The 17,183-nt window shown below is 34.9% G+C and carries 21 protein-coding genes; 15 read left to right on the plus strand and 6 right to left on the minus strand.

Annotated features, from left to right (window positions below):
• Positions 1–19: 19 nt before the first annotated feature.
• A complete protein-coding gene (gene mgtE, locus MKY60_RS05500; RefSeq protein WP_418939771.1) occupies positions 20–1,372 on the plus strand; it encodes a magnesium transporter in 1,353 nt (450 codons plus the stop codon).
• Positions 1,373–1,424: 52 nt separating this feature from the next.
• Positions 1,425–1,790, plus strand: coding sequence for a hypothetical protein (locus MKY60_RS05505; RefSeq protein WP_340929011.1), 366 nt, complete (start codon positions 1,425–1,427; stop codon positions 1,788–1,790).
• A 265-nt stretch (positions 1,791–2,055) separates the two neighbouring features.
• On the opposite strand, the gene MKY60_RS05510 is transcribed toward MKY60_RS05505, so the two are convergent.
• Entirely contained in the window at positions 2,056–2,571 is a 516-nt protein-coding gene (locus tag MKY60_RS05510) for a CotY/CotZ family spore coat protein (RefSeq protein WP_093494303.1), read from the minus strand.
• A gap of 135 nt (positions 2,572–2,706) precedes the next feature.
• Between MKY60_RS05510 and MKY60_RS05515 the strand changes: the two genes are divergently transcribed.
• The 7 genes from MKY60_RS05515 (at position 2,707) to MKY60_RS05545 (ending at position 5,787) form a co-directional block, all read left to right on the plus strand.
• Positions 2,707–3,099, plus strand: coding sequence for a hypothetical protein (locus tag MKY60_RS05515; protein WP_241596213.1), 393 nt, complete (start codon positions 2,707–2,709; stop codon positions 3,097–3,099).
• Positions 3,099–3,554, plus strand: a complete 456-nt coding sequence (gene spoVAC / locus MKY60_RS05520) for a stage V sporulation protein AC (protein WP_241596210.1) — start codon at positions 3,099–3,101, stop codon at positions 3,552–3,554. Before MKY60_RS05515 ends, spoVAC begins: the two co-directional genes overlap by 1 nt.
• A complete protein-coding gene (locus tag MKY60_RS05525; protein WP_093494306.1) occupies positions 3,548–4,555 on the plus strand; it encodes a stage V sporulation protein AD in 1,008 nt (335 codons plus the stop codon). The genes spoVAC and MKY60_RS05525 overlap by 7 nt, the downstream gene beginning before the upstream one ends.
• A 1-nt stretch (position 4,556) precedes the next feature.
• Positions 4,557–4,922: a stage V sporulation protein AE gene (spoVAE, locus tag MKY60_RS05530; RefSeq protein ID WP_093494307.1), complete on the plus strand. Its 366-nt coding sequence runs from the start codon at positions 4,557–4,559 to the stop codon at positions 4,920–4,922.
• Positions 4,923–4,989: 67 nt separating this feature from the next.
• Entirely contained in the window at positions 4,990–5,130 is a 141-nt protein-coding gene (locus MKY60_RS05535) for a YjcZ family sporulation protein (protein ID WP_090563154.1), read from the plus strand.
• A 30-nt stretch (positions 5,131–5,160) separates the two neighbouring features.
• Complete coding sequence (locus MKY60_RS05540; protein ID WP_090563152.1) at positions 5,161–5,406, plus strand: stage VI sporulation protein F; 246 nt, start codon at positions 5,161–5,163, stop codon at positions 5,404–5,406.
• Positions 5,407–5,484: 78 nt separating this feature from the next.
• On the plus strand, positions 5,485–5,787 hold the full coding sequence (locus tag MKY60_RS05545; RefSeq protein WP_093494308.1) for a hypothetical protein: 303 nt from the start codon (positions 5,485–5,487) through the stop codon (positions 5,785–5,787).
• Positions 5,788–5,934: 147 nt separating this feature from the next.
• On the opposite strand, the gene MKY60_RS05550 is transcribed toward MKY60_RS05545, so the two are convergent.
• Genes MKY60_RS05550 through MKY60_RS05560 form a run of 3 tightly spaced genes read right to left on the minus strand, consistent with a single transcriptional unit; the run spans position 5,935 to position 7,663 of the window.
• A complete protein-coding gene (locus MKY60_RS05550) occupies positions 5,935–6,363 on the minus strand; it encodes a GNAT family N-acetyltransferase (protein ID WP_093494309.1) in 429 nt (142 codons plus the stop codon).
• Positions 6,364–6,366: 3 nt separating this feature from the next.
• Complete coding sequence (locus MKY60_RS05555) at positions 6,367–6,882, minus strand: YjcG family protein (protein ID WP_093494310.1); 516 nt, start codon at positions 6,880–6,882, stop codon at positions 6,367–6,369.
• A gap of 58 nt (positions 6,883–6,940) precedes the next feature.
• Complete coding sequence (locus MKY60_RS05560) at positions 6,941–7,663, minus strand: alpha/beta hydrolase (RefSeq protein WP_093494311.1); 723 nt, start codon at positions 7,661–7,663, stop codon at positions 6,941–6,943.
• Between the two features lie 102 nt (positions 7,664–7,765).
• Between MKY60_RS05560 and MKY60_RS05565 the strand changes: the two genes are divergently transcribed.
• A complete protein-coding gene (locus tag MKY60_RS05565) occupies positions 7,766–8,350 on the plus strand; it encodes a phosphatidylglycerophosphatase A family protein (protein ID WP_340929012.1) in 585 nt (194 codons plus the stop codon).
• A 38-nt stretch (positions 8,351–8,388) separates the two neighbouring features.
• Here the strand turns inward: MKY60_RS05565 and MKY60_RS05570 are convergent, their stop codons facing one another.
• Positions 8,389–9,111, minus strand: a complete 723-nt coding sequence (locus MKY60_RS05570; RefSeq protein ID WP_093494313.1) for a thermonuclease family protein — start codon at positions 9,109–9,111, stop codon at positions 8,389–8,391.
• A gap of 46 nt (positions 9,112–9,157) precedes the next feature.
• Between MKY60_RS05570 and MKY60_RS05575 the strand changes: the two genes are divergently transcribed.
• Entirely contained in the window at positions 9,158–10,003 is an 846-nt protein-coding gene (locus MKY60_RS05575) for a DNA-3-methyladenine glycosylase family protein (protein ID WP_420877780.1), read from the plus strand.
• Between the two features lie 58 nt (positions 10,004–10,061).
• Here the strand turns inward: MKY60_RS05575 and MKY60_RS05580 are convergent, their stop codons facing one another.
• Complete coding sequence (locus MKY60_RS05580; protein ID WP_241596198.1) at positions 10,062–10,205, minus strand: hypothetical protein; 144 nt, start codon at positions 10,203–10,205, stop codon at positions 10,062–10,064.
• Positions 10,206–10,487: 282 nt separating this feature from the next.
• Here MKY60_RS05580 and MKY60_RS05585 point away from each other — a divergent pair, with 282 nt between their 5' ends.
• The 4 genes from MKY60_RS05585 to MKY60_RS05600 all read left to right on the plus strand — a co-directional run bounded on the left by MKY60_RS05585 (position 10,488) and on the right by MKY60_RS05600 (position 17,154).
• Positions 10,488–11,876, plus strand: coding sequence for an aldehyde dehydrogenase (locus MKY60_RS05585; protein WP_340929014.1), 1,389 nt, complete (start codon positions 10,488–10,490; stop codon positions 11,874–11,876).
• A 243-nt stretch (positions 11,877–12,119) separates the two neighbouring features.
• Complete coding sequence (locus tag MKY60_RS05590; protein ID WP_093494316.1) at positions 12,120–14,300, plus strand: sensor domain-containing protein; 2,181 nt, start codon at positions 12,120–12,122, stop codon at positions 14,298–14,300.
• 43 nt (positions 14,301–14,343) lie between these two features.
• On the plus strand, positions 14,344–15,393 hold the full coding sequence (locus MKY60_RS05595; RefSeq protein WP_093494317.1) for a M42 family metallopeptidase: 1,050 nt from the start codon (positions 14,344–14,346) through the stop codon (positions 15,391–15,393).
• A 186-nt stretch (positions 15,394–15,579) separates the two neighbouring features.
• Positions 15,580–17,154 (plus strand): peptide chain release factor 3, encoded by a 1,575-nt coding sequence (locus tag MKY60_RS05600; protein ID WP_090563121.1) that lies wholly within the window; start codon positions 15,580–15,582, stop codon positions 17,152–17,154.
• Positions 17,155–17,183 lie beyond the last annotated feature (29 nt).

Below are 17,183 nucleotides of genomic sequence, written 5' to 3' on the forward strand. Positions count from 1 at the left end.
GAGAAAGATGAAAGATGAAATGACTCAACAACCTTTAGAAGAATCCGTTTTAATTGATTTTTTATTAAATGATTCAATGGATAATTTTAGAGAAGAATTTATGCAACTTCATCCATATGATCAATCTATATTTTTTGAAAAGGTGGAGCCTGATTTAAGGAAGAAAATCTATCATTATCTTTCTCCTAAAGAAATAGCTGAGCTATTTGAAGCGACAAAGTTTGATGATGAACAATATGATCTATTTTTGCAGGAAATGGATATTACTTATGCTGCCGATATGCTTTCCTTTATGTATACAGATAATGCGGTAGATGTATTAAATGAATTAGGTAAAGATCAAGTTGCAAGTTATTTAAACATAATGGATAGAGAATCTGCACAAGAAATTAAGGATCTCCTACATTATGAAGAATATACTGCTGGTTCCATTATGACGACTGAATATGTAGCAATTCCTGAGAATTCAACATGTCGTTCTGCAATGACTATTTTACGTAGTGCTGCACCAGAAGCAGAGACAATCTATTATTTATTTGTAGTGGATGATGATCATAAACTATCTGGTGTAATTTCTCTTCGTGACTTAATAATTGCAGATGAGGATACGCTCATAAAAGATGTAATGAATGATCGGGTTGTTAGTGTTTTAGTAAGTGTTGATCAAGAGGAAGTTGCTCGGATGATCAAAGACTATGATTTTCTAGCTGTTCCAGTAGTAGATTTTAAAAATCATTTACTTGGGATTGTAACGGTCGATGATATTTTAGATGTTTTAGAAGAAGAAGCATCAGATGATTATTCTAAACTTGCTGGGGTTTCCAACATGGATACCTTCGATAAGGGACCACTACAAGCTGCTAGAAAAAGATTGCCGTGGTTAATCATTTTATTGTTCCTTGGAATGTTTACTGCTAATTTAATGAGTATTTTTGAGCAAACTCTAGATAAGGTTGCATTACTTGCTGTTTTTATTCCATTAATCGCTGGTATGGCTGGTAATAGTGGTACGCAAGCACTAGCGGTAGCTGTTCGTGGTATCGCAACTGGTGATATTGAAGAACAAAGCAAGACTAAATTACTTTTTAGAGAAGCAGGTACTGGGCTTATTACCGGTCTCATTTGTGGTTTATTAGTAGTCGGTGTAGTATATTTTTGGAAACATGATTTACTAATTGGCATATTGGTAGGTTCATCTATTTTTGGATCTATTTTTATCGCTACATTAGGAGGGTCTTTTATACCTTTATTAATTCATCGTATGAAAATAGATCCAGCAGTTGCATCAGGACCATTTATCACAACGGTCAATGACGTAGTAAGTATCTTAATATACCTTGGACTGGCCACGTTATTTATCTCATCCTTGTAGTTTGTATCATATTTTTTAAAGTTGCATAAAGTAAAGGAAAAAGGATGTGCTAATGAACGCGTTTAATGATCCTTTAATCTTTATAAAAGGTCCTCCTGTCTTTCATCTACCACCAAAAGAACGATTTGAAGCACCATATGAATTGCTAGATGAAAGTACATCGATTTATGAAATACAAAAAAGTTACTCGATAAAGACACTAGCAATTATAGATAAATTGAAGTTTTTAGCAAAACCATTTCAACGAAAAGTTTACCGTCCATTAATATTTCATCTAAAGGATGGAGTATCGGTGCAGGGTGAGGTTGAGAAAGTTGAGGAAGATACAGTTATTTTACTTGTAGGTGCAGAAGAATTATTGACGTATCCTGTAGAGGAAATTGAAAGAATTGTATGGCGAGGAAGTATATTGAATTGAATGTGAGCTATCCTATTATAGGATAGCTTTTTTTGTTGGAATTATGAATTAATTATCTACAAATGGTGCTTAGTGGACTGTTTCTGGTCAATCTGTTATTTCCATAAAAAAAGATAAATTTGTAGGTACTTCAAAAGCAGACATTTTATTGAGTAGATTAAGAATAAATAGTAATATTCTGGCTCAACTCTAGATTTATACCCTCGCTATAAAAAAACCGCTCGGGTTCGGCCCGAACGGAATAGACACTACAATGATGAAACGATCAGTCACATACATCTAAAAATACATCGGCGATACATTCAATTGCACAGAAACAATTCAAGTCAACAGTAATACAGCTACCAGTAAGTCTAAAGTTACGAACTTTACATAGTTTTCTTAAATCGATTTTTGTGCCACAGTCGTTCAATAAATCTACTTCATGACGTTCTCTATCAAGTGGTTCTAATACTCTTAAAGTTGCACAACAACCGTCAAAGATATCTTCAACACGGAAGTAAACGGAAATACAGTCACAATCAAATCTATCATTATCACGGTAGAACGCTTTAAAAGGATCTCCATCCTTTGTTAATAACATAAATACACGTGTGTCAGCTTGATGACGAGTAGGACTTACAAGTCCTCCTAGCGGTTCTAAAAAACAATTTGTCGGACATGGAGGACAATCTGTGTTAGTCGCTTGATCTTGAATATCTTTAATCGCACGGACAACATCACAAACACAATTTCCAGATCGCGTTACGTCAGTTACATCACCTAAATTTCCACAACCCATTAAATTCACCTCCTCTTCATCTCTTACTAACGTATGTAGGAAGTTCATCTTGATAAGGGCAAATATCTCGTAACCCATTTACATATTTCAACAAGCGACGTGCATACTAACACAAAAAAGGAGCAAGTAAATCTTATGAAAAAAAGCGTAATTGTTTTTCTATTGGTTTTCTTATTGTGCGCTTGTTCAGGCGAAAAGGAAAAAGTCTTATTCCCTACAGATAATTCAACTTCACTAAAACCGATCATGCAAAAACAGGATTCGATTCATGGGTATAAAGGTGTGATAAACGAGGAAGATATATTAGTGGCAATTTATATAAACCGTTTTGACCGTTTTAATAAAACGAAAATAGAAGAAAAAATATCAAAACAAATTGAAAAAAAATTCCCAGAAAAAAAAGTACTTGTCACAGGAGATCAAAAAATAATATGGGAAGTTGAATCCATTATTGATAAGAAGTTGAAGGAGGAAGAACTTAGAAAGTCGATTGAAAAAATAAAATCATTATCAAAGGAAGAGACATAATGGACCAAAAACAATTTCAAAAAATAATTGATGAAAAAAACCCCAAAGTGCCATATTTTATGAATATTCTTAAAGCATTCATAGTAGGGGGAATAATTTGTACAATTGGACAACTAATCACTTTTTTTTATATGCGATTCTTTCCTTTTACAGAAGGAACTGCTGCTAATCCAACGGTTGCTACTTTAGTATTTATCGCGATGGTTTTAACTGGAACGGGATTGTATAAAAAGATTGCTCAAATTGGTGGGGCTGGATCAGCAGTGCCAGTTACAGGATTTGGAAATGCAGTTATCTCAGCCGCTATAGAACATAAATCGGAAGGTTATGTATTAGGGGTTGGAGGCAATATGTTCAAGCTTGCAGGCTCTGTTATATTATTCGGTGTGCTCTCTGCCTTTGTTGTCGCACTTATTAAAACCATATTAGTGAATATAGGTGTAGTCTCATGGTAAATACGTTTGGTACTCTCCAGTTTACAGCTAAAGTTTGCATAGCCAATACGGGAATAGTTGTGGGACCAGTAGAAAAGGATAGTACTTATGCCGACTCCTTTGATGAGGTTCTTTCATTAGAGACGGAAAAAGATGAAACGAATGAGCAGGCACATTCTAGAATGATTGAAAAAGCATGTCAGTGGGCAGCTAAAAAGAGTCATACCCAGGTAGATAAGGTAGATGTTTTGATAGGAGGAGATCTTATCAATCAACTATCACCGACAAATTTTGCGGCACGAAATTTGGCCATACCATTCCTTGGTGTTTTTTCTGCATGTGCCAGTTCGATGGAATCGGTTATTCTCGGCTGTCTTTTGTTGGAGTCAGGAAATGCGCGGACAGTACTTGCTGGAGCTTCTAGTCATCATCAAGCAGTGGAGCGACAGTTTAGATATCCACTTGAATATGGCACTCAAAAACCTAAAACATCCCAATGGACGGTAACAGGAGCAGGTTTTTCGCTATTAGAAAAAGATATAAAAAATGCTCCAGTTGTGACTCATGCAACAATTGGCAAAGTAGTTGACAGTTATCAGACTAACCCATTACATATGGGAGCTGCAATGGCATCTGCTGCTAGAGATACAATTGAGCGGCATTTAACTAATACGAACAGTAAGATAGCAGACTTCGATGTTATTATGACAGGTGATTTAGGGAATATAGGAATTTCGATATTGAAAGAAATGTTTCAGGATGAGAATACTGGGGTCGTACTTCAAGACGCGGGAGCTCAGTTCTATGGAAAGGATAAGTTTTTCAATGCAGGTGGCAGTGGAGCAGGATGCTCGGCAACAGTGTTCTTTGGTCAAGTATACGAACAGTTAAAAAAAGGTTTTTATAAAAGAGTTTTACTAGTAGCAACGGGGGCGCTATTGTCTCCATTAACATTTCAGCAAGGGGAAACAATCCCTTGTATTGCACATGCCATTGAATGCCGTATGGAAAAGAGGGGTTAGGATGATTTCTTCATTAGTAACCGCATTTGTAGTTGGCGGATTAATATGTGTCATTGGACAAATTTTCATGGATGTATTTAAACTAACACCTGCACATACATTAAGTACATTAGTTGTGCTAGGTTCGATTTTAGATGGTTTTGGTCTATATGAGCCGTTGATTGACTTTGCTGGAGCGGGAGCTACGGTTCCAATAACTTCCTTTGGTAACTCATTAACACATGGTGCATTAGCAGAAGCAGAGAAGCACGGTTTGATAGGTGTTTTAACCGGAATGTTTGAAGTCACAAGCTCGGGTATTAGTGCTGCAATTTTGTTTGGCGTAATTGGTGCATTCATTTTTCAAAAACGGAAAACAACATACTAGTTGAATCGCCCTTTTTTCCAATCTCCTCTTGCATACAATAAGTTGAAGAGGAGAGGAGGGAAAGAGTATGTATGGTTACTGTGGCGGAGGTTATCCAGGATATCAAGGAGGATATGAGAACGGAGGTAACAAGAGTTCTACATTTGTACTAATCGTAGTATTATTTATATTATTAATCATTGTTGGTAGAAGCTTTCTCCCTTATTAATAAAAAATAAAGATGTGAGGGGGAAAAACTATGCAAAATTCATTTTTTAAATCAATTGAAAATAAAACTGGTGTATCAATGGATGAACTATTTACGCTTGCCAATGCCATCTCATATGCTGATTTTACAGATGAAAAACAGGTCCGTAAAATTGTACGTAAAGTTGGCAAGCTAGCAAATAAACCTGTTTCTCAACAATTAGAAGATGAGCTAACTCGTTCTATTATACAAAGTGGAAGTTCTTTAAGTTTAAAAGATATTGAAAAATTATTATAAAATATTTAGATTACTAGGTTTATACAAGAAGAGGATGGGGTAATAGAAAGTAAAGACAATAAAGTGGAGGTGGAGTTAATGGGATACATTCTTCCAATGCAACCGATTCAATCACAGGTTTATGCAAATCGTATGATATCAAATGATTATAATTTTGCTTATATAGATGATGTACAAAACGTAAAATTTAAATCAGATTTTGAGGATCATTTAGAAAAGCAGGAGCAACTTCTTGAAGAAGAGGAACAGCAGTTATCGGAACTAGAAAGACCATCAATCCAACCTTTATTTAAAGGCTTTATTCATCCGAATCCAGTAAACCTATCTCCGATAATTGCTGAAATAAGTGGCAAAGGAAACAGTGTTAACTTGTATGTGTAATTCTAAAATCGCCTATCGGTTTCAAACTGATAGGCGATTTTTTGTATTTATCAAATATTAACAAAAGCTCAAATATGTCTTTTACCCGGTTTTTCTTAAAAAAGTGGTATGATTTCCAATGAAATCATACCACTTAATAGAATTAATTTAAATTTGTTTCTCCATTGCTCTGTGAGGAATGCCAGCCTCTAAAAATTCAGGTGAAGTAATTGTATAATTTCTTTTTTCATAAAAAAGAATAGCCTGACTTTGCGCATTTAGTTTTAACTTGGTAATTTCGGCGGAAATAGAGTAGTCCTCCATGCATTGCATCATTAGATTTCCTAACTTTCTACCACGATAATCAGGAAGAATACAGACGCGTTCGACTTTTCCAATGCCTGGCTCAATTTCTCTTATTCGACCTGCACCAAAAGGGATGTCACCATCGTATGCTACAAAATGCACAGCATTCGCATCATATTCATCGAGTTCAAGGTGAAGTGGGACATCCTGTTCCTCTACGAAAACTTTTCTTCTAATTCTAACTGCATCTTCATATTCTTTTTCAGTTTCAACTTTCTTTGCGTACACCAATACTTACTCAGCTCCAGATAATCTAAATGTTTCGTAAACTGTCCATGATCCATCTTCTAGTTGGTATAAAAGATGAAGACGGTCAATTTCCTCTTCAAATTCTGCCCCAATCATTTTTAACTGAGGAAGAATATCATCATGTTCACTTGCACTCAATTTTTGAGCAATTGTAATATGAGGAACAAACGAATAACTTTCCTCATCATTATATTGAATTGCATTTAGGTCATTATGAAGTTTAACTAGTTCAGCTGTTGGCTGCACATTAAAGTATATTGCATTGGTAACAGGGGCAAATGAACTAACCTTCTCTGTTTTTAATGTAAATGGTTTATGATTTTTTACCACTTCTGAAACCTTTTCAGCAATTGACTTTATCTCATTTTCGTCTGCTTCAAATACTCCTTTAACTGTCATATGTGGAGTGATTAGAGCATAGTGAGGGTCATAACGCTTTCTATAGGAGTTGGCGAAGTCCTGTACCTTTTTAGATGGAAAAGCAACAATTCCGTATTTCATTTTCATTACCTCCTCGAATTTTTACATAAATCACATTACTATTATAACAAATATTTTTCTATAGGCTAAAATTTTGCAACAGTGATCTTTTAATATCTGGTTGCCATAGCTTCCAAGTATGGTCTCCTCTTAATTCGTCATAAAAGGTCAAAAACCCTTTATTTTTTATTAAATTGTTTAACTCTCTATTTGGAGTGATGAAATCGGTTAATAAACCATCACCTGTTTTCACCGCTTTTTCTTCGGTTCCAATCACATGGTAAAGAGAAAATGCATGAACGTCCTCGTGTTTTTTCACTTTTTCTAGAACTTCTTCATTTACTAATGGGGAGTGCATTATTACTCTTCCAAACGTATTTGGATAGGCTAAAGCTGTCATAAGTGAAACAGTCGCAGCTAAGGAGTCTCCTATAAGTGATCTTCCCATACCAACCTGATATGTAGGATATTTTTCATCTATATATGGGACTAATTCTTGTGCTAAAAATCGTTTATATGCGGCATGCTGAGAACCGTCTGGATGATATTTGTCTCTACGATCTTTTACGTTTTTATAAGGCACTCCAACAATGATTAAGTTCTCAATTGCCTCTTCTTCATATAATTCATCTGCAATTCGAGAAATTCTACCTAACTGAAAATAGTCTTTTCCATCGGACGCGATAAGAACAGAATATTTATATAGGGGTGAAAAGTTTGCTGGCAAATAGATAAGTAGTTGCATTTCTTCCTGTAAAGACTCGCTAAAAAGTGTAATATCTTGTATCGTACCTTTATTCATAAGTTCCTCCTAAGTCATTCATGTTGTAGTACAGAAATTGTATCATATACTAGCAAAGAGGTATAATAAACGAAATGATGAAACAACAAAGGGGATAATAAAATGGATAGACAGACATCTAGAGTTCATTCACGTGAAGTGGAGCAGGCTACAAAAGATGCGCTAAAAAGACGTGGAGTTACAATTGAAGAAATTGCAAAAATTGTATACGAAATGCAGTTTCCATACAACAATGGGCTTACTATGGAGCATTGTGTAGAATCCGTAAAAAGCGTGCTAAAAAAAAGAGAAATGCAACATGCTATATTAGTTGGTATTGAACTTGACGAGTTAGCTGAGAAAAAGATGTTATCTGCACCATTGCAACAAATAGTTGAATCGGATGAAGGTTTGTTTGGGGTAGACGAAACAATCGCGCTCGGAGCAGTATTTACTTATGGAAGTATTGCAGTAACTACGTTTGGTCATTTAGATAAAAATAAAATTGGACTTATTTCGAAATTAGACACAAAAGTCGGCGGAGCTGTTCACACATTTCTAGATGACTTAGTAGCAAGCATCGCTTCAAGTGCAGCTTCACGATTAGCACATCGTACAAGAGATTTAGAAGAGGAAAATGAAACTTTTGCAGATATTCCACCAGAAGAAACAGTACCAGAAGCTAAAGTAAAAGGTGCTAGAACCTAAAACTGTGCAGCCTCTTAAGAGGCTACACAGTTTGTTTTTTACTCCCCAGACTTTTTAAACCCGGCTTTTATAGCTTCCTGCTCGGTACAGAACCATTCTTCAGGATTTGTTTCTACATAATATTTACCGCTAGGTATATGATAAATTTTTTTGCCTTGTCGATTAATATTACCCTTGATGTTACATTTTCTAAATGTTTCAATTTCTTGCTCAGTGGTGTTACTAGTGATTACAGAAGCATCGAAACCTCGATCAGTCACGTAATTTTTTCTCTCCCATATACCAGTAGTTTTCTCTTTAGCTATTTCGGAAGCTTCCTCGAAATTATTTAAGTACTTAGTGTTCGGCGGGAAAATATAAGCCACACGTGCTAGCCCCTCTTCCAGTAACTTTTCTTGAATGCTTTCACCATCAACATAAATATACGCAAGCAATCTGCCGTAGTCGTCTATTCGATTTCCTACATCAAACTCAATTGTCACATCTCCACTACTTAATAATTCCTTGTTCCGTTGTGTTGCTTCTTCACCAAATGGTTGTTTTTTTAATGGGTCATAGTTTGTTTCTGGAGTGTCTATTAACAAGTATCGTACTTTTTCTGTGTTTCCATTATACTTAACTTTAATAGTATCACCGTCAATAACCTCAACAACTTCTACTGGAATTTGTTCTGTATTCCCTATATTTTGGTTGACTCCATTTTCATCACAGCCATACAGGGAGCAAAAAAGTAGTCCTAAACATAAAATAGACTTTTTCATTTATTTCACCCATAGCAGTTTAACATATAATCGGAAAGGGGATAAAATTATGGCACAAGCCTTGGAATTAGCATTCAAATATAGTATGGAGGATGTATTAAGTAGACTAGCTTTAGATCCATTAAACTGCGTTGATCTCTCCAATCAAACAGTCAAAATCCCGATAGATGAAACAATTATAACAATTCAAAGTATCGGAACATTGCATGAACCAAAATTTATGATAAACGGATTAGAGACAGATCAACAATATGAACGGGTCCTGTCCATATTTCATTTCAATAGAAGTTTAGAGCCTATTCACCAACACTTTTTAGGAACGAATTTACATTCGTTATTTTTAAAATTTGAGGGAACTCCAATTATTACTGACTTTTCGTTGTATGGGAATATTATTAAAAGTATAATTCATCAACAACTAAATCTTTCTTTTGCAAAAACATTAACAGAGCGATTTGTACATACATTTGGTAGAAGCAAAGAGGGTATATGGTTGTATCCAGCTCCTGAGATTATTGCCAATCTTGAGGTTTCGACGTTACGCGAAATGCAATTTAGTACAAGAAAGGCTGAGTATATGATTGGGATATCTAAAGCCATTGCTGAGGATAATTTGAACCTAAAAGCACTTGTATCTCAATCAGACGATTTCATCCTCTCAGAACTGATAAAATACAGAGGAATTGGTCCTTGGACTGCGGAAAGTTTTTTATTATTTGGCCTGGGAAGAGAGAATTTATTTCCTTTAGCAGATATAGGACTCCAAAATTCACTTAAGCAACTATGGAATTTAGACAGAAAGCCTATGAAAAGTGAAATAGCACCTCACTTAGATTCTTGGTCACCTTATAATAGCTATGCTGCCTTATATCTTTGGAGAAATATAGAATGAAAAATCAGCTTTTCCTTTTGTCAAATGAAGGGAAAAGCTGAAATCCTATATAATTTATTCAATTAGTTGTCTCCATTTCATCCTGTTCTTCTTTAAAATATAAAAATGATTCTTCTTCAATTTCATTCATACGTTCTTTATTGAGTCCTAATGCAAAAGCTCCGGTGAAAATGGGCTCCCACCAAGTTTCTGTTTCTGTCATTGTTATTTCCTCCCTTTAAACTGTTTGTTTTTATATATCAATTCTATACCCTGCTAAGTTTCATTCATAAACCGATTAATTAAATAATGAATCATTTAGCATAGGTATTCTGAAATCTTATAGACTTATAGTTGCAGTCGAATAAGTTATAAAAGACTTCATGAAAATAGTATTCCACGAAAGACACTCTTCATGTATTTCAAAATAAATGTTTGTTCTTTCTTCTATTAGAAATAAATAGTATGATTCCCATAAGAAAAAGATTAAAAGGAGTGAATATTAATGAAATTCACAGAACAACAACTAAATCATATGTTAGGTGAGCATCAATCATATTTTTATGCTGGAATAACTAGACCAGTTGCATTTCGAATAGAACAGTTGGAAATACTCAAGAATACGATTAAAAAGTATGAAGAAGAAGTTATAGACGCATTATACAAAGACTTAAGAAAAAGTGAATTTGAATCATATGTTACAGAAATCGGATTAGTTTATGACAATATTTCTTATATGGTTAAAAATATTGAGCGGTGGATGGAACCAAAGTATGTAAAAACTCCAGTTGCTTTAATGCCTTCTAAAAGTTTTATCGTAAATGATCCTTATGGTACTGTTTTGATCATTGCACCATTCAATTATCCATTCCAACTTATTATGGAACCGCTAATAGGAGCTATTGTTGGAGGTAATTGCGCTATTATTAAACCATCTGAAGCTACACCACATACATCTAAAATAGTGAAAAAAATTATTTCGGAAGCATTCGATCCAAGATACATTCGTGTTGTAGAGGGTGAAAAGGAAGAAACTTCTTTGTTAATTCATGCTCCTTTTGATTTTATTTTCTTTACGGGAAGCGTCCAGGTAGGAAAGATAGTGATGAAAGCAGCTGCTGAAAGATTGACTCCAATTGCTTTAGAACTAGGTGGAAAAAGTCCAGCAATTGTTGATCATACAGCAAACTTAGCTATTGCAGCTAAACGTATTGTCTGGGGAAAATTCGTTAATGCGGGCCAAACATGCATAGCACCCGATTATGTATTAGTCGAAGAAGATGTAAAAGATAAGTTTATCGAACAAATGAAGAAAGCTATAACTCAGTTTTATGGAAAAGATTTGCAACAAAGTCCTGACCTCGGAAGAATAGTGAATGGTAATCATTTTGATCGACTTATGCAGATTTTAGAAGCGGAAAGTGATCATATTATTTTTGGAGGTAAAACGGATCGAGATGATTTATTTATCGAACCCACGTTGTTAAATGGGGTTGATTTTAATAGTCCCTCTATGGCTGATGAATTATTTGGACCATTGTTACCGATAATTGGTTACAAAGATTTGCGGAGCGTAATTCATCGAATACGTCAATTACCTAAACCTTTGGCGGCTTACATGTTTAGCGAAAACGAAAGAGCACAGGCATTCTTTCTTCAAGAGCTTCCATTTGGTGGAGGGTGTATAAATGATACAATCACACATGCTGGTAGTGCCCATCTTCCATTTGGTGGAGTAGGAAACTCAGGCGTTCAATCTTATCATGGAGAAGCAAGTTTTACTCTATTTACCCATCAAAAATCCATAGTGAAGAAAAACACTAATTTACCAATCAATATTGTTTTCCCACCTTACAAAAATAAAGTAAAGCTAGTTAGAGGGTTACTAAAGTAATATAAATGCAGACTTAGCCATCATAATTCTATGAATTATGATGGTTTTTGTATAAAACTAACAAAGTATGAATCTAAAAGTTCAAAAGCTTTAGGAATGCCTTAAAAACTGATTAACTCTTAATAAAAGGACTTAAATTATACATATTTAAATATTATAACTACATTGACAAATAGAGACTATTTTACTAATATTGTATGTAATATTGATACTAATTAATCATATTTAGGCGGGGGAAGCAAGATGAAGTCTGTATTTAATACGAATACCGATGAATTATTATATAGAGTTAAAAATGCAATTTTCAATGAGTCATTGGCGAGCGATATAGCACTTCAAGAAAAGCTAGAAGATGCCTTTTTTAAGATGGAACTTATGGATTATGCAGTAAATGAAACAATGATTATTGCTGTAACAAATAAGTCAGGACAAATATTATTCGTGAATGATCGCTTTAGCGATATTACGGGGTATTCAAAAGAAGAATTAATAGGAAACACACATAGAATAATAAATTCGAAAACTCATCCTGAACCTTTCTTTAAAGAAATGTGGTCTACTATTCTAAAAGGGAACACTTGGACGGGGGAAATATGCAATAGACGCAAGAACGGTGAATTATATTGGGTAAAAACTTATATTATACCTGTTGAAACATACGGTAATGAAACTTATTTTCTAAGTATCCGTACTGATATTACACTCGAAAAAGAGAAGGAAATGTTATTACAGTCAAGACTTTTATCATCTTTTGAAACAGTAGTGCACCACATTAACAATTTAGTGTTCAAAGTGGAAAAAGATAGTGATAATAACTATGGTTTTTCATTATTAACTGGGAAAGTGGCTTCAGACTATCTAGTAAATAAAGGACTTCAAACTATTCAACCTAACAGTGATTCTATTAAGAAAAAAATAATAACTCCAATCCATCGTTTAAATACATATTTTTCAGAAGAGATGACAGACCGATTATTATTTTATCTTGAAAAAGTAAATAATGGTGAGGAAGTCTCCTATAAGGAATGGTTAGGTAATAGATGTGTACATATTACAATCTCCCCTATTGAACAAAATGGAATAATAAGTGGCGGGATTGGAATTGGCAATGATATAACAGAACTCGAATCCGCAAGAACCAAACTCTCTGAGCTTGCTTACCGAGACCATTTGACAAATACTTATAACACAGCTGCCTTAGAAAGAGATATTATACAAAAGATTAACAATCACTTGCCATTTAGTTTTGTGTATATTGACTTGGACCGATTTAAGAACATTAATGATTCCTTAGGTCATGTTACCGGTGACTCGTTATTAAAGTTAGTTGCTGAAAGATTAATGAAATTCTACAGAAATGTAGGAGAAATATATCGTATTGGTGGCGATGAATTTGTCGTGCTGATAGGGAAAAAGCAACAAGATATTAAAACGCTAGAAAATGCAAAAGAAGTAATCCAAAAGATTGAAGAACCATTTTGTATAGAAGGTATGGAAATACATATATCGTGTTCTATTGGTATCGCTTGTTTTCCACTACACGGTTCCAATTATAAGGAAATACATCGAGCAGCCGACTTAGCATTAAATATTTCCAAGGAGTATGGTAAACGTAATGCGGTGCTATTCGATCTAAAACATATGGAAGGCTATGTTAACAAGGTAGGTTTAGAAAGTGACATCAGATCAGGGATAGATAATAATGAGTTTTACCTTGTCTATCAGCCTAAAGTCAATTTGAAAAGGGAAACTGTTGATGGCTATGAAGCCTTGATCCGTTGGAATAAAAAAGGCAAAGAAATTATACCTCCAAATGATTTTATACCTTTCGCAGAAGAAACAGGTCTAATTATTTCAATTGGAAAATACGTTTTAGAAGAAGCATGTAAACAAGGTGTTTTGTGGATTAAACAAGGGGTTCCCTTTCAAACTATTTCCGTTAATATAAGTCCTGTAGAGCTAGAGCAATATGATTTTCTATCAAACCTGCATGCAATTTTAGAGAAAACAGGATTACCTCCGAAGTATTTGGAAATAGAAATGACAGAAAACATTTTGATGAAAAATATGGATAGACTCGTGAAGCTACTGAACGAACTAGAGATACTTGGAATTAAGCTAGCAATGGATGATTTTGGTTCAGGTTTCTCTAATTTCCGATACTTAAGTGAGCTGCCGATTCATACTTTAAAAATTGACCGTAGTCTCATGGATAGAGTATTCCTAGGCAGAGATGAAGTAATTGTATCCTCCATAATTAGAATAGGTCATAGTTTGGGAATTGAGGTAGTTGCAGAGGGAGTAGAAACCATAGAAGTCGTGGAGTTTTTAAAGGATCATGACTGTCATACTATACAAGGATATTATTATTCAAAACCAATAGAAGCACATGAAGTACCAAGTTTTGTATTAAAAAGTATATAATTTTTGGTAAGATAATAGTAAGGAATTGAAGGAGGATAAATAAATGACATTTACATTTCATGTAAAAGATACGGTTTCATTATTAAAGCAGCTGGTAGAAATTCCAAGTCCGTCTGGTTTTACTAAAGAGATTATGGACTTTATGGAGAATATATTAAAACAACTCCAGGTGGATTATATACGTACAAATAAAGGTGCGTTAATCGCTACCATAAAAGGAAAAGATGAAACCAAGCATCGACTTCTAACTGCGCATACAGATACATTAGGTGCTATGGTAAAAGAAGTTAAAGGTAGCGGTAGATTAAAGCTTACTATGGTTGGTGGCTTTAATTGGAATGCTGTTGAAGGTGAATATTGTACCATTCATACAGCAGATGGTAAAAAGGTTCGAGGTACTATTTTAATGCATCAAACTACTGTACATGTATATAAAAACGCTAGTAGTTTACCTCGTGATGAACAAAATATTGAAGTCCGTATTGATGAAAAAGTATTAACTGCAGAAGATACACGCAAGTTAGGTGTAGAGGTGGGTGACTTTGTTTCATTCGACCCTCGATTTGAAGAAACTGAGGCAGGTTTTATTAAATCTCGTCATCTAGACGACAAAGCAAGCACAGCATTACTACTTCAATTAATCAAAACAATTCAAAATACAAACGTGTCTTTACCCCATACAACACATTTCTATATTTCGAATAATGAAGAGATTGGTTATGGTGGTAATTCTAATGTACCGGAAGAAACAGTAGAATATTTGGCTGTTGATATGGGTGCTATTGGAGATGGACAATTGTCGGATGAGTTTACAGTATCTATTTGTGCAAAAGATTCTTCAGGACCATACCATTATGAATTCACCCGTCAATTAGTAGAGTTGGCTAAAAAAGAAAATATTGATTATAAATTAGACATTTATCCTTATTATGGGTCAGATGCATCGGCTGCTATTAGAGCTGGGTATGACGTGAAGCACGCATTATTGGGTCCTGGTATAGAGGCCTCTCACGCATATGAACGCACACATATTGATTCATTAGAAAATACAGCTAAACTTTTATACAGTTATGTAAACACACAAATTTATTAAGAATCGGGTAATACCAATTCTTTTTAATCTAGCTCCAGCGTCTAAGTTTGCTTGAGTCGTTTTATGCAGGTTAAAGGCATATGAACGATTTTCGAGTCTAAAATAGGCGCTTGCGCTTTTTTTTACTTGTTTTTTGCTCCCTAAATCCATATGATTAGTAAGTGAATAAGAAGGAGATATAACAGAATGGATATAAAATTACAAGATGAAATATTGAAAAGAAGAACTTTTGCAATTATTTCCCATCCAGATGCTGGTAAAACAACTATTACAGAAAAGCTACTTTACTTTGGCGGAGCAATTCGTGATGCAGGTACTGTAAAAGGGAAAAAAACTGGGAAATTTGCAACATCTGACTGGATGGAAATCGAAAAGCAACGTGGAATTTCGGTTACATCATCTGTTATGCAATTTGACTATAATAATTGTCGTATAAATATATTAGATACACCTGGACATCAGGACTTCAGTGAGGATACGTATCGTACACTAATGGCAGTTGATAGCGCAGTTATGATTGTCGATGCTGCAAAAGGTATTGAAGCTCAAACGTTAAAACTATTTAAAGTTTGTCGTATGAGAGGAATTCCAATATTTACTTTTATAAACAAACTTGATCGTCAAGGTAAAGAACCACTTGAACTAATGGAAGAACTAGAAGAGGTTCTTGGCATTCAATCTTATGCAATGAACTGGCCCATTGGTATGGGGAAAGAGTTTTTAGGCATCTACGATCGTTATAACGGGCGAATTGAGCAATTCCGTACAGAAGAATCTGAGAGATTCCTTCCTTTAGATGATGAGGGAGAGCTTGCAGTTGATCATTCGATGAAAGAGACTTCATACTACACTCAGGCTTTGGAAGATATTATGCTACTAAATGAAGCCGGTAATGATTTTGATGAGAAAAAAATATTAGCTGGTGACTTAACACCAGTATTTTTTGGCAGTGCATTAACTAATTTTGGGGTTCAAACATTTTTAGAGACTTATTTACAGTTTGCACCGACTCCTCAGCCACGCATGACAGAACATGAAGAAGAAGTAAATCCGTTAAACGAGGATTTCTCTGGTTTTATCTTCAAAATCCAAGCAAATATGAATCCAGCGCATCGCGACCGAATTGCTTTTGTACGAATTGTATCTGGTAAATTTGAACGTGGTATGACCGTTACTTTGGCTCGGACAGGAAAAACCTTCAAAGTGACGCAATCGACTCAATTTTTAGCTGATGATCGTGAAACAGTTGAAACGGCGGTTGCAGGTGACATTATCGGACTTTACGATGTGGGGAATTATCAAATAGGAGACACGGTTGTTGGTGGCAAAAAAGCTTTTACTTACGAAAAACTACCTCAATTTACACCGGAGCTATTTGTTAAAGTAACTGCTAAAAACGTACTGAAGTCTAAGCATTTCCATAAAGGGATTTTACAACTTGTGCAGGAAGGGGCCATCCAGTACTATAAAACACTTCACACAGAGGAAGTTATTTTAGGTGCTGTTGGACAACTACAATTTGAAGTGTTTGAGCATCGTATGAGCAGCGAATATAATGTGGAGGTACGAATGGAACCAATCGGCTCGAAGGTAGCACGATGGATTGAGAACGAGGAAGATGTTAAGGAATCTATGACAGGTCCGCGTTCAATGCTTGTAAGAGATCGTTATGACAATTATGTCTTCTTATTTGAAAATGAGTTTGCCACTCGTTGGTTCCAAGATAAATACGAGCATATTAAACTTTATAATTTACTCTAATATCCAAGAGGTTGCCTATAAGGTGACCT

The organism is Psychrobacillus sp. FSL K6-1415 (assembly GCF_038003185.1).
Lineage (GTDB): Bacteria > Bacillota > Bacilli > Bacillales_A > Planococcaceae > Psychrobacillus > Psychrobacillus psychrodurans.

What these genes read in the sequence shown, in the direction of transcription:
- mgtE (WP_418939771.1), top strand. Translation starts at nt 20, where the DNA reads ATGACTCAACAACCTTTAGAAGAATCCGTTTTAATTGATTTTTTATTA.
- MKY60_RS05505 (WP_340929011.1), top strand. Translation starts at nt 1,425, where the DNA reads ATGAACGCGTTTAATGATCCTTTAATCTTTATAAAAGGTCCTCCTGTC.
- MKY60_RS05510 (WP_093494303.1), bottom strand. Translation starts at nt 2,571, where the DNA reads ATGGGTTGTGGAAATTTAGGTGATGTAACTGACGTAACGCGATCTGGA.
- MKY60_RS05515 (WP_241596213.1), top strand. Translation starts at nt 2,707, where the DNA reads ATGAAAAAAAGCGTAATTGTTTTTCTATTGGTTTTCTTATTGTGCGCT.
- spoVAC (WP_241596210.1), top strand. Translation starts at nt 3,099, where the DNA reads ATGGACCAAAAACAATTTCAAAAAATAATTGATGAAAAAAACCCCAAA.
- MKY60_RS05525 (WP_093494306.1), top strand. Translation starts at nt 3,548, where the DNA reads ATGGTAAATACGTTTGGTACTCTCCAGTTTACAGCTAAAGTTTGCATA.
- spoVAE (WP_093494307.1), top strand. Translation starts at nt 4,557, where the DNA reads ATGATTTCTTCATTAGTAACCGCATTTGTAGTTGGCGGATTAATATGT.
- MKY60_RS05535 (WP_090563154.1), top strand. Translation starts at nt 4,990, where the DNA reads ATGTATGGTTACTGTGGCGGAGGTTATCCAGGATATCAAGGAGGATAT.
- MKY60_RS05540 (WP_090563152.1), top strand. Translation starts at nt 5,161, where the DNA reads ATGCAAAATTCATTTTTTAAATCAATTGAAAATAAAACTGGTGTATCA.
- MKY60_RS05545 (WP_093494308.1), top strand. Translation starts at nt 5,485, where the DNA reads ATGGGATACATTCTTCCAATGCAACCGATTCAATCACAGGTTTATGCA.
- MKY60_RS05555 (WP_093494310.1), bottom strand. Translation starts at nt 6,882, where the DNA reads ATGAAATACGGAATTGTTGCTTTTCCATCTAAAAAGGTACAGGACTTC.
- MKY60_RS05560 (WP_093494311.1), bottom strand. Translation starts at nt 7,663, where the DNA reads ATGAATAAAGGTACGATACAAGATATTACACTTTTTAGCGAGTCTTTA.
- MKY60_RS05565 (WP_340929012.1), top strand. Translation starts at nt 7,766, where the DNA reads ATGGATAGACAGACATCTAGAGTTCATTCACGTGAAGTGGAGCAGGCT.
- MKY60_RS05570 (WP_093494313.1), bottom strand. Translation starts at nt 9,111, where the DNA reads ATGAAAAAGTCTATTTTATGTTTAGGACTACTTTTTTGCTCCCTGTAT.
- MKY60_RS05580 (WP_241596198.1), bottom strand. Translation starts at nt 10,205, where the DNA reads ATGACAGAAACAGAAACTTGGTGGGAGCCCATTTTCACCGGAGCTTTT.
- MKY60_RS05585 (WP_340929014.1), top strand. Translation starts at nt 10,488, where the DNA reads ATGAAATTCACAGAACAACAACTAAATCATATGTTAGGTGAGCATCAA.
- MKY60_RS05590 (WP_093494316.1), top strand. Translation starts at nt 12,120, where the DNA reads ATGAAGTCTGTATTTAATACGAATACCGATGAATTATTATATAGAGTT.
- MKY60_RS05595 (WP_093494317.1), top strand. Translation starts at nt 14,344, where the DNA reads ATGACATTTACATTTCATGTAAAAGATACGGTTTCATTATTAAAGCAG.
- MKY60_RS05600 (WP_090563121.1), top strand. Translation starts at nt 15,580, where the DNA reads ATGGATATAAAATTACAAGATGAAATATTGAAAAGAAGAACTTTTGCA.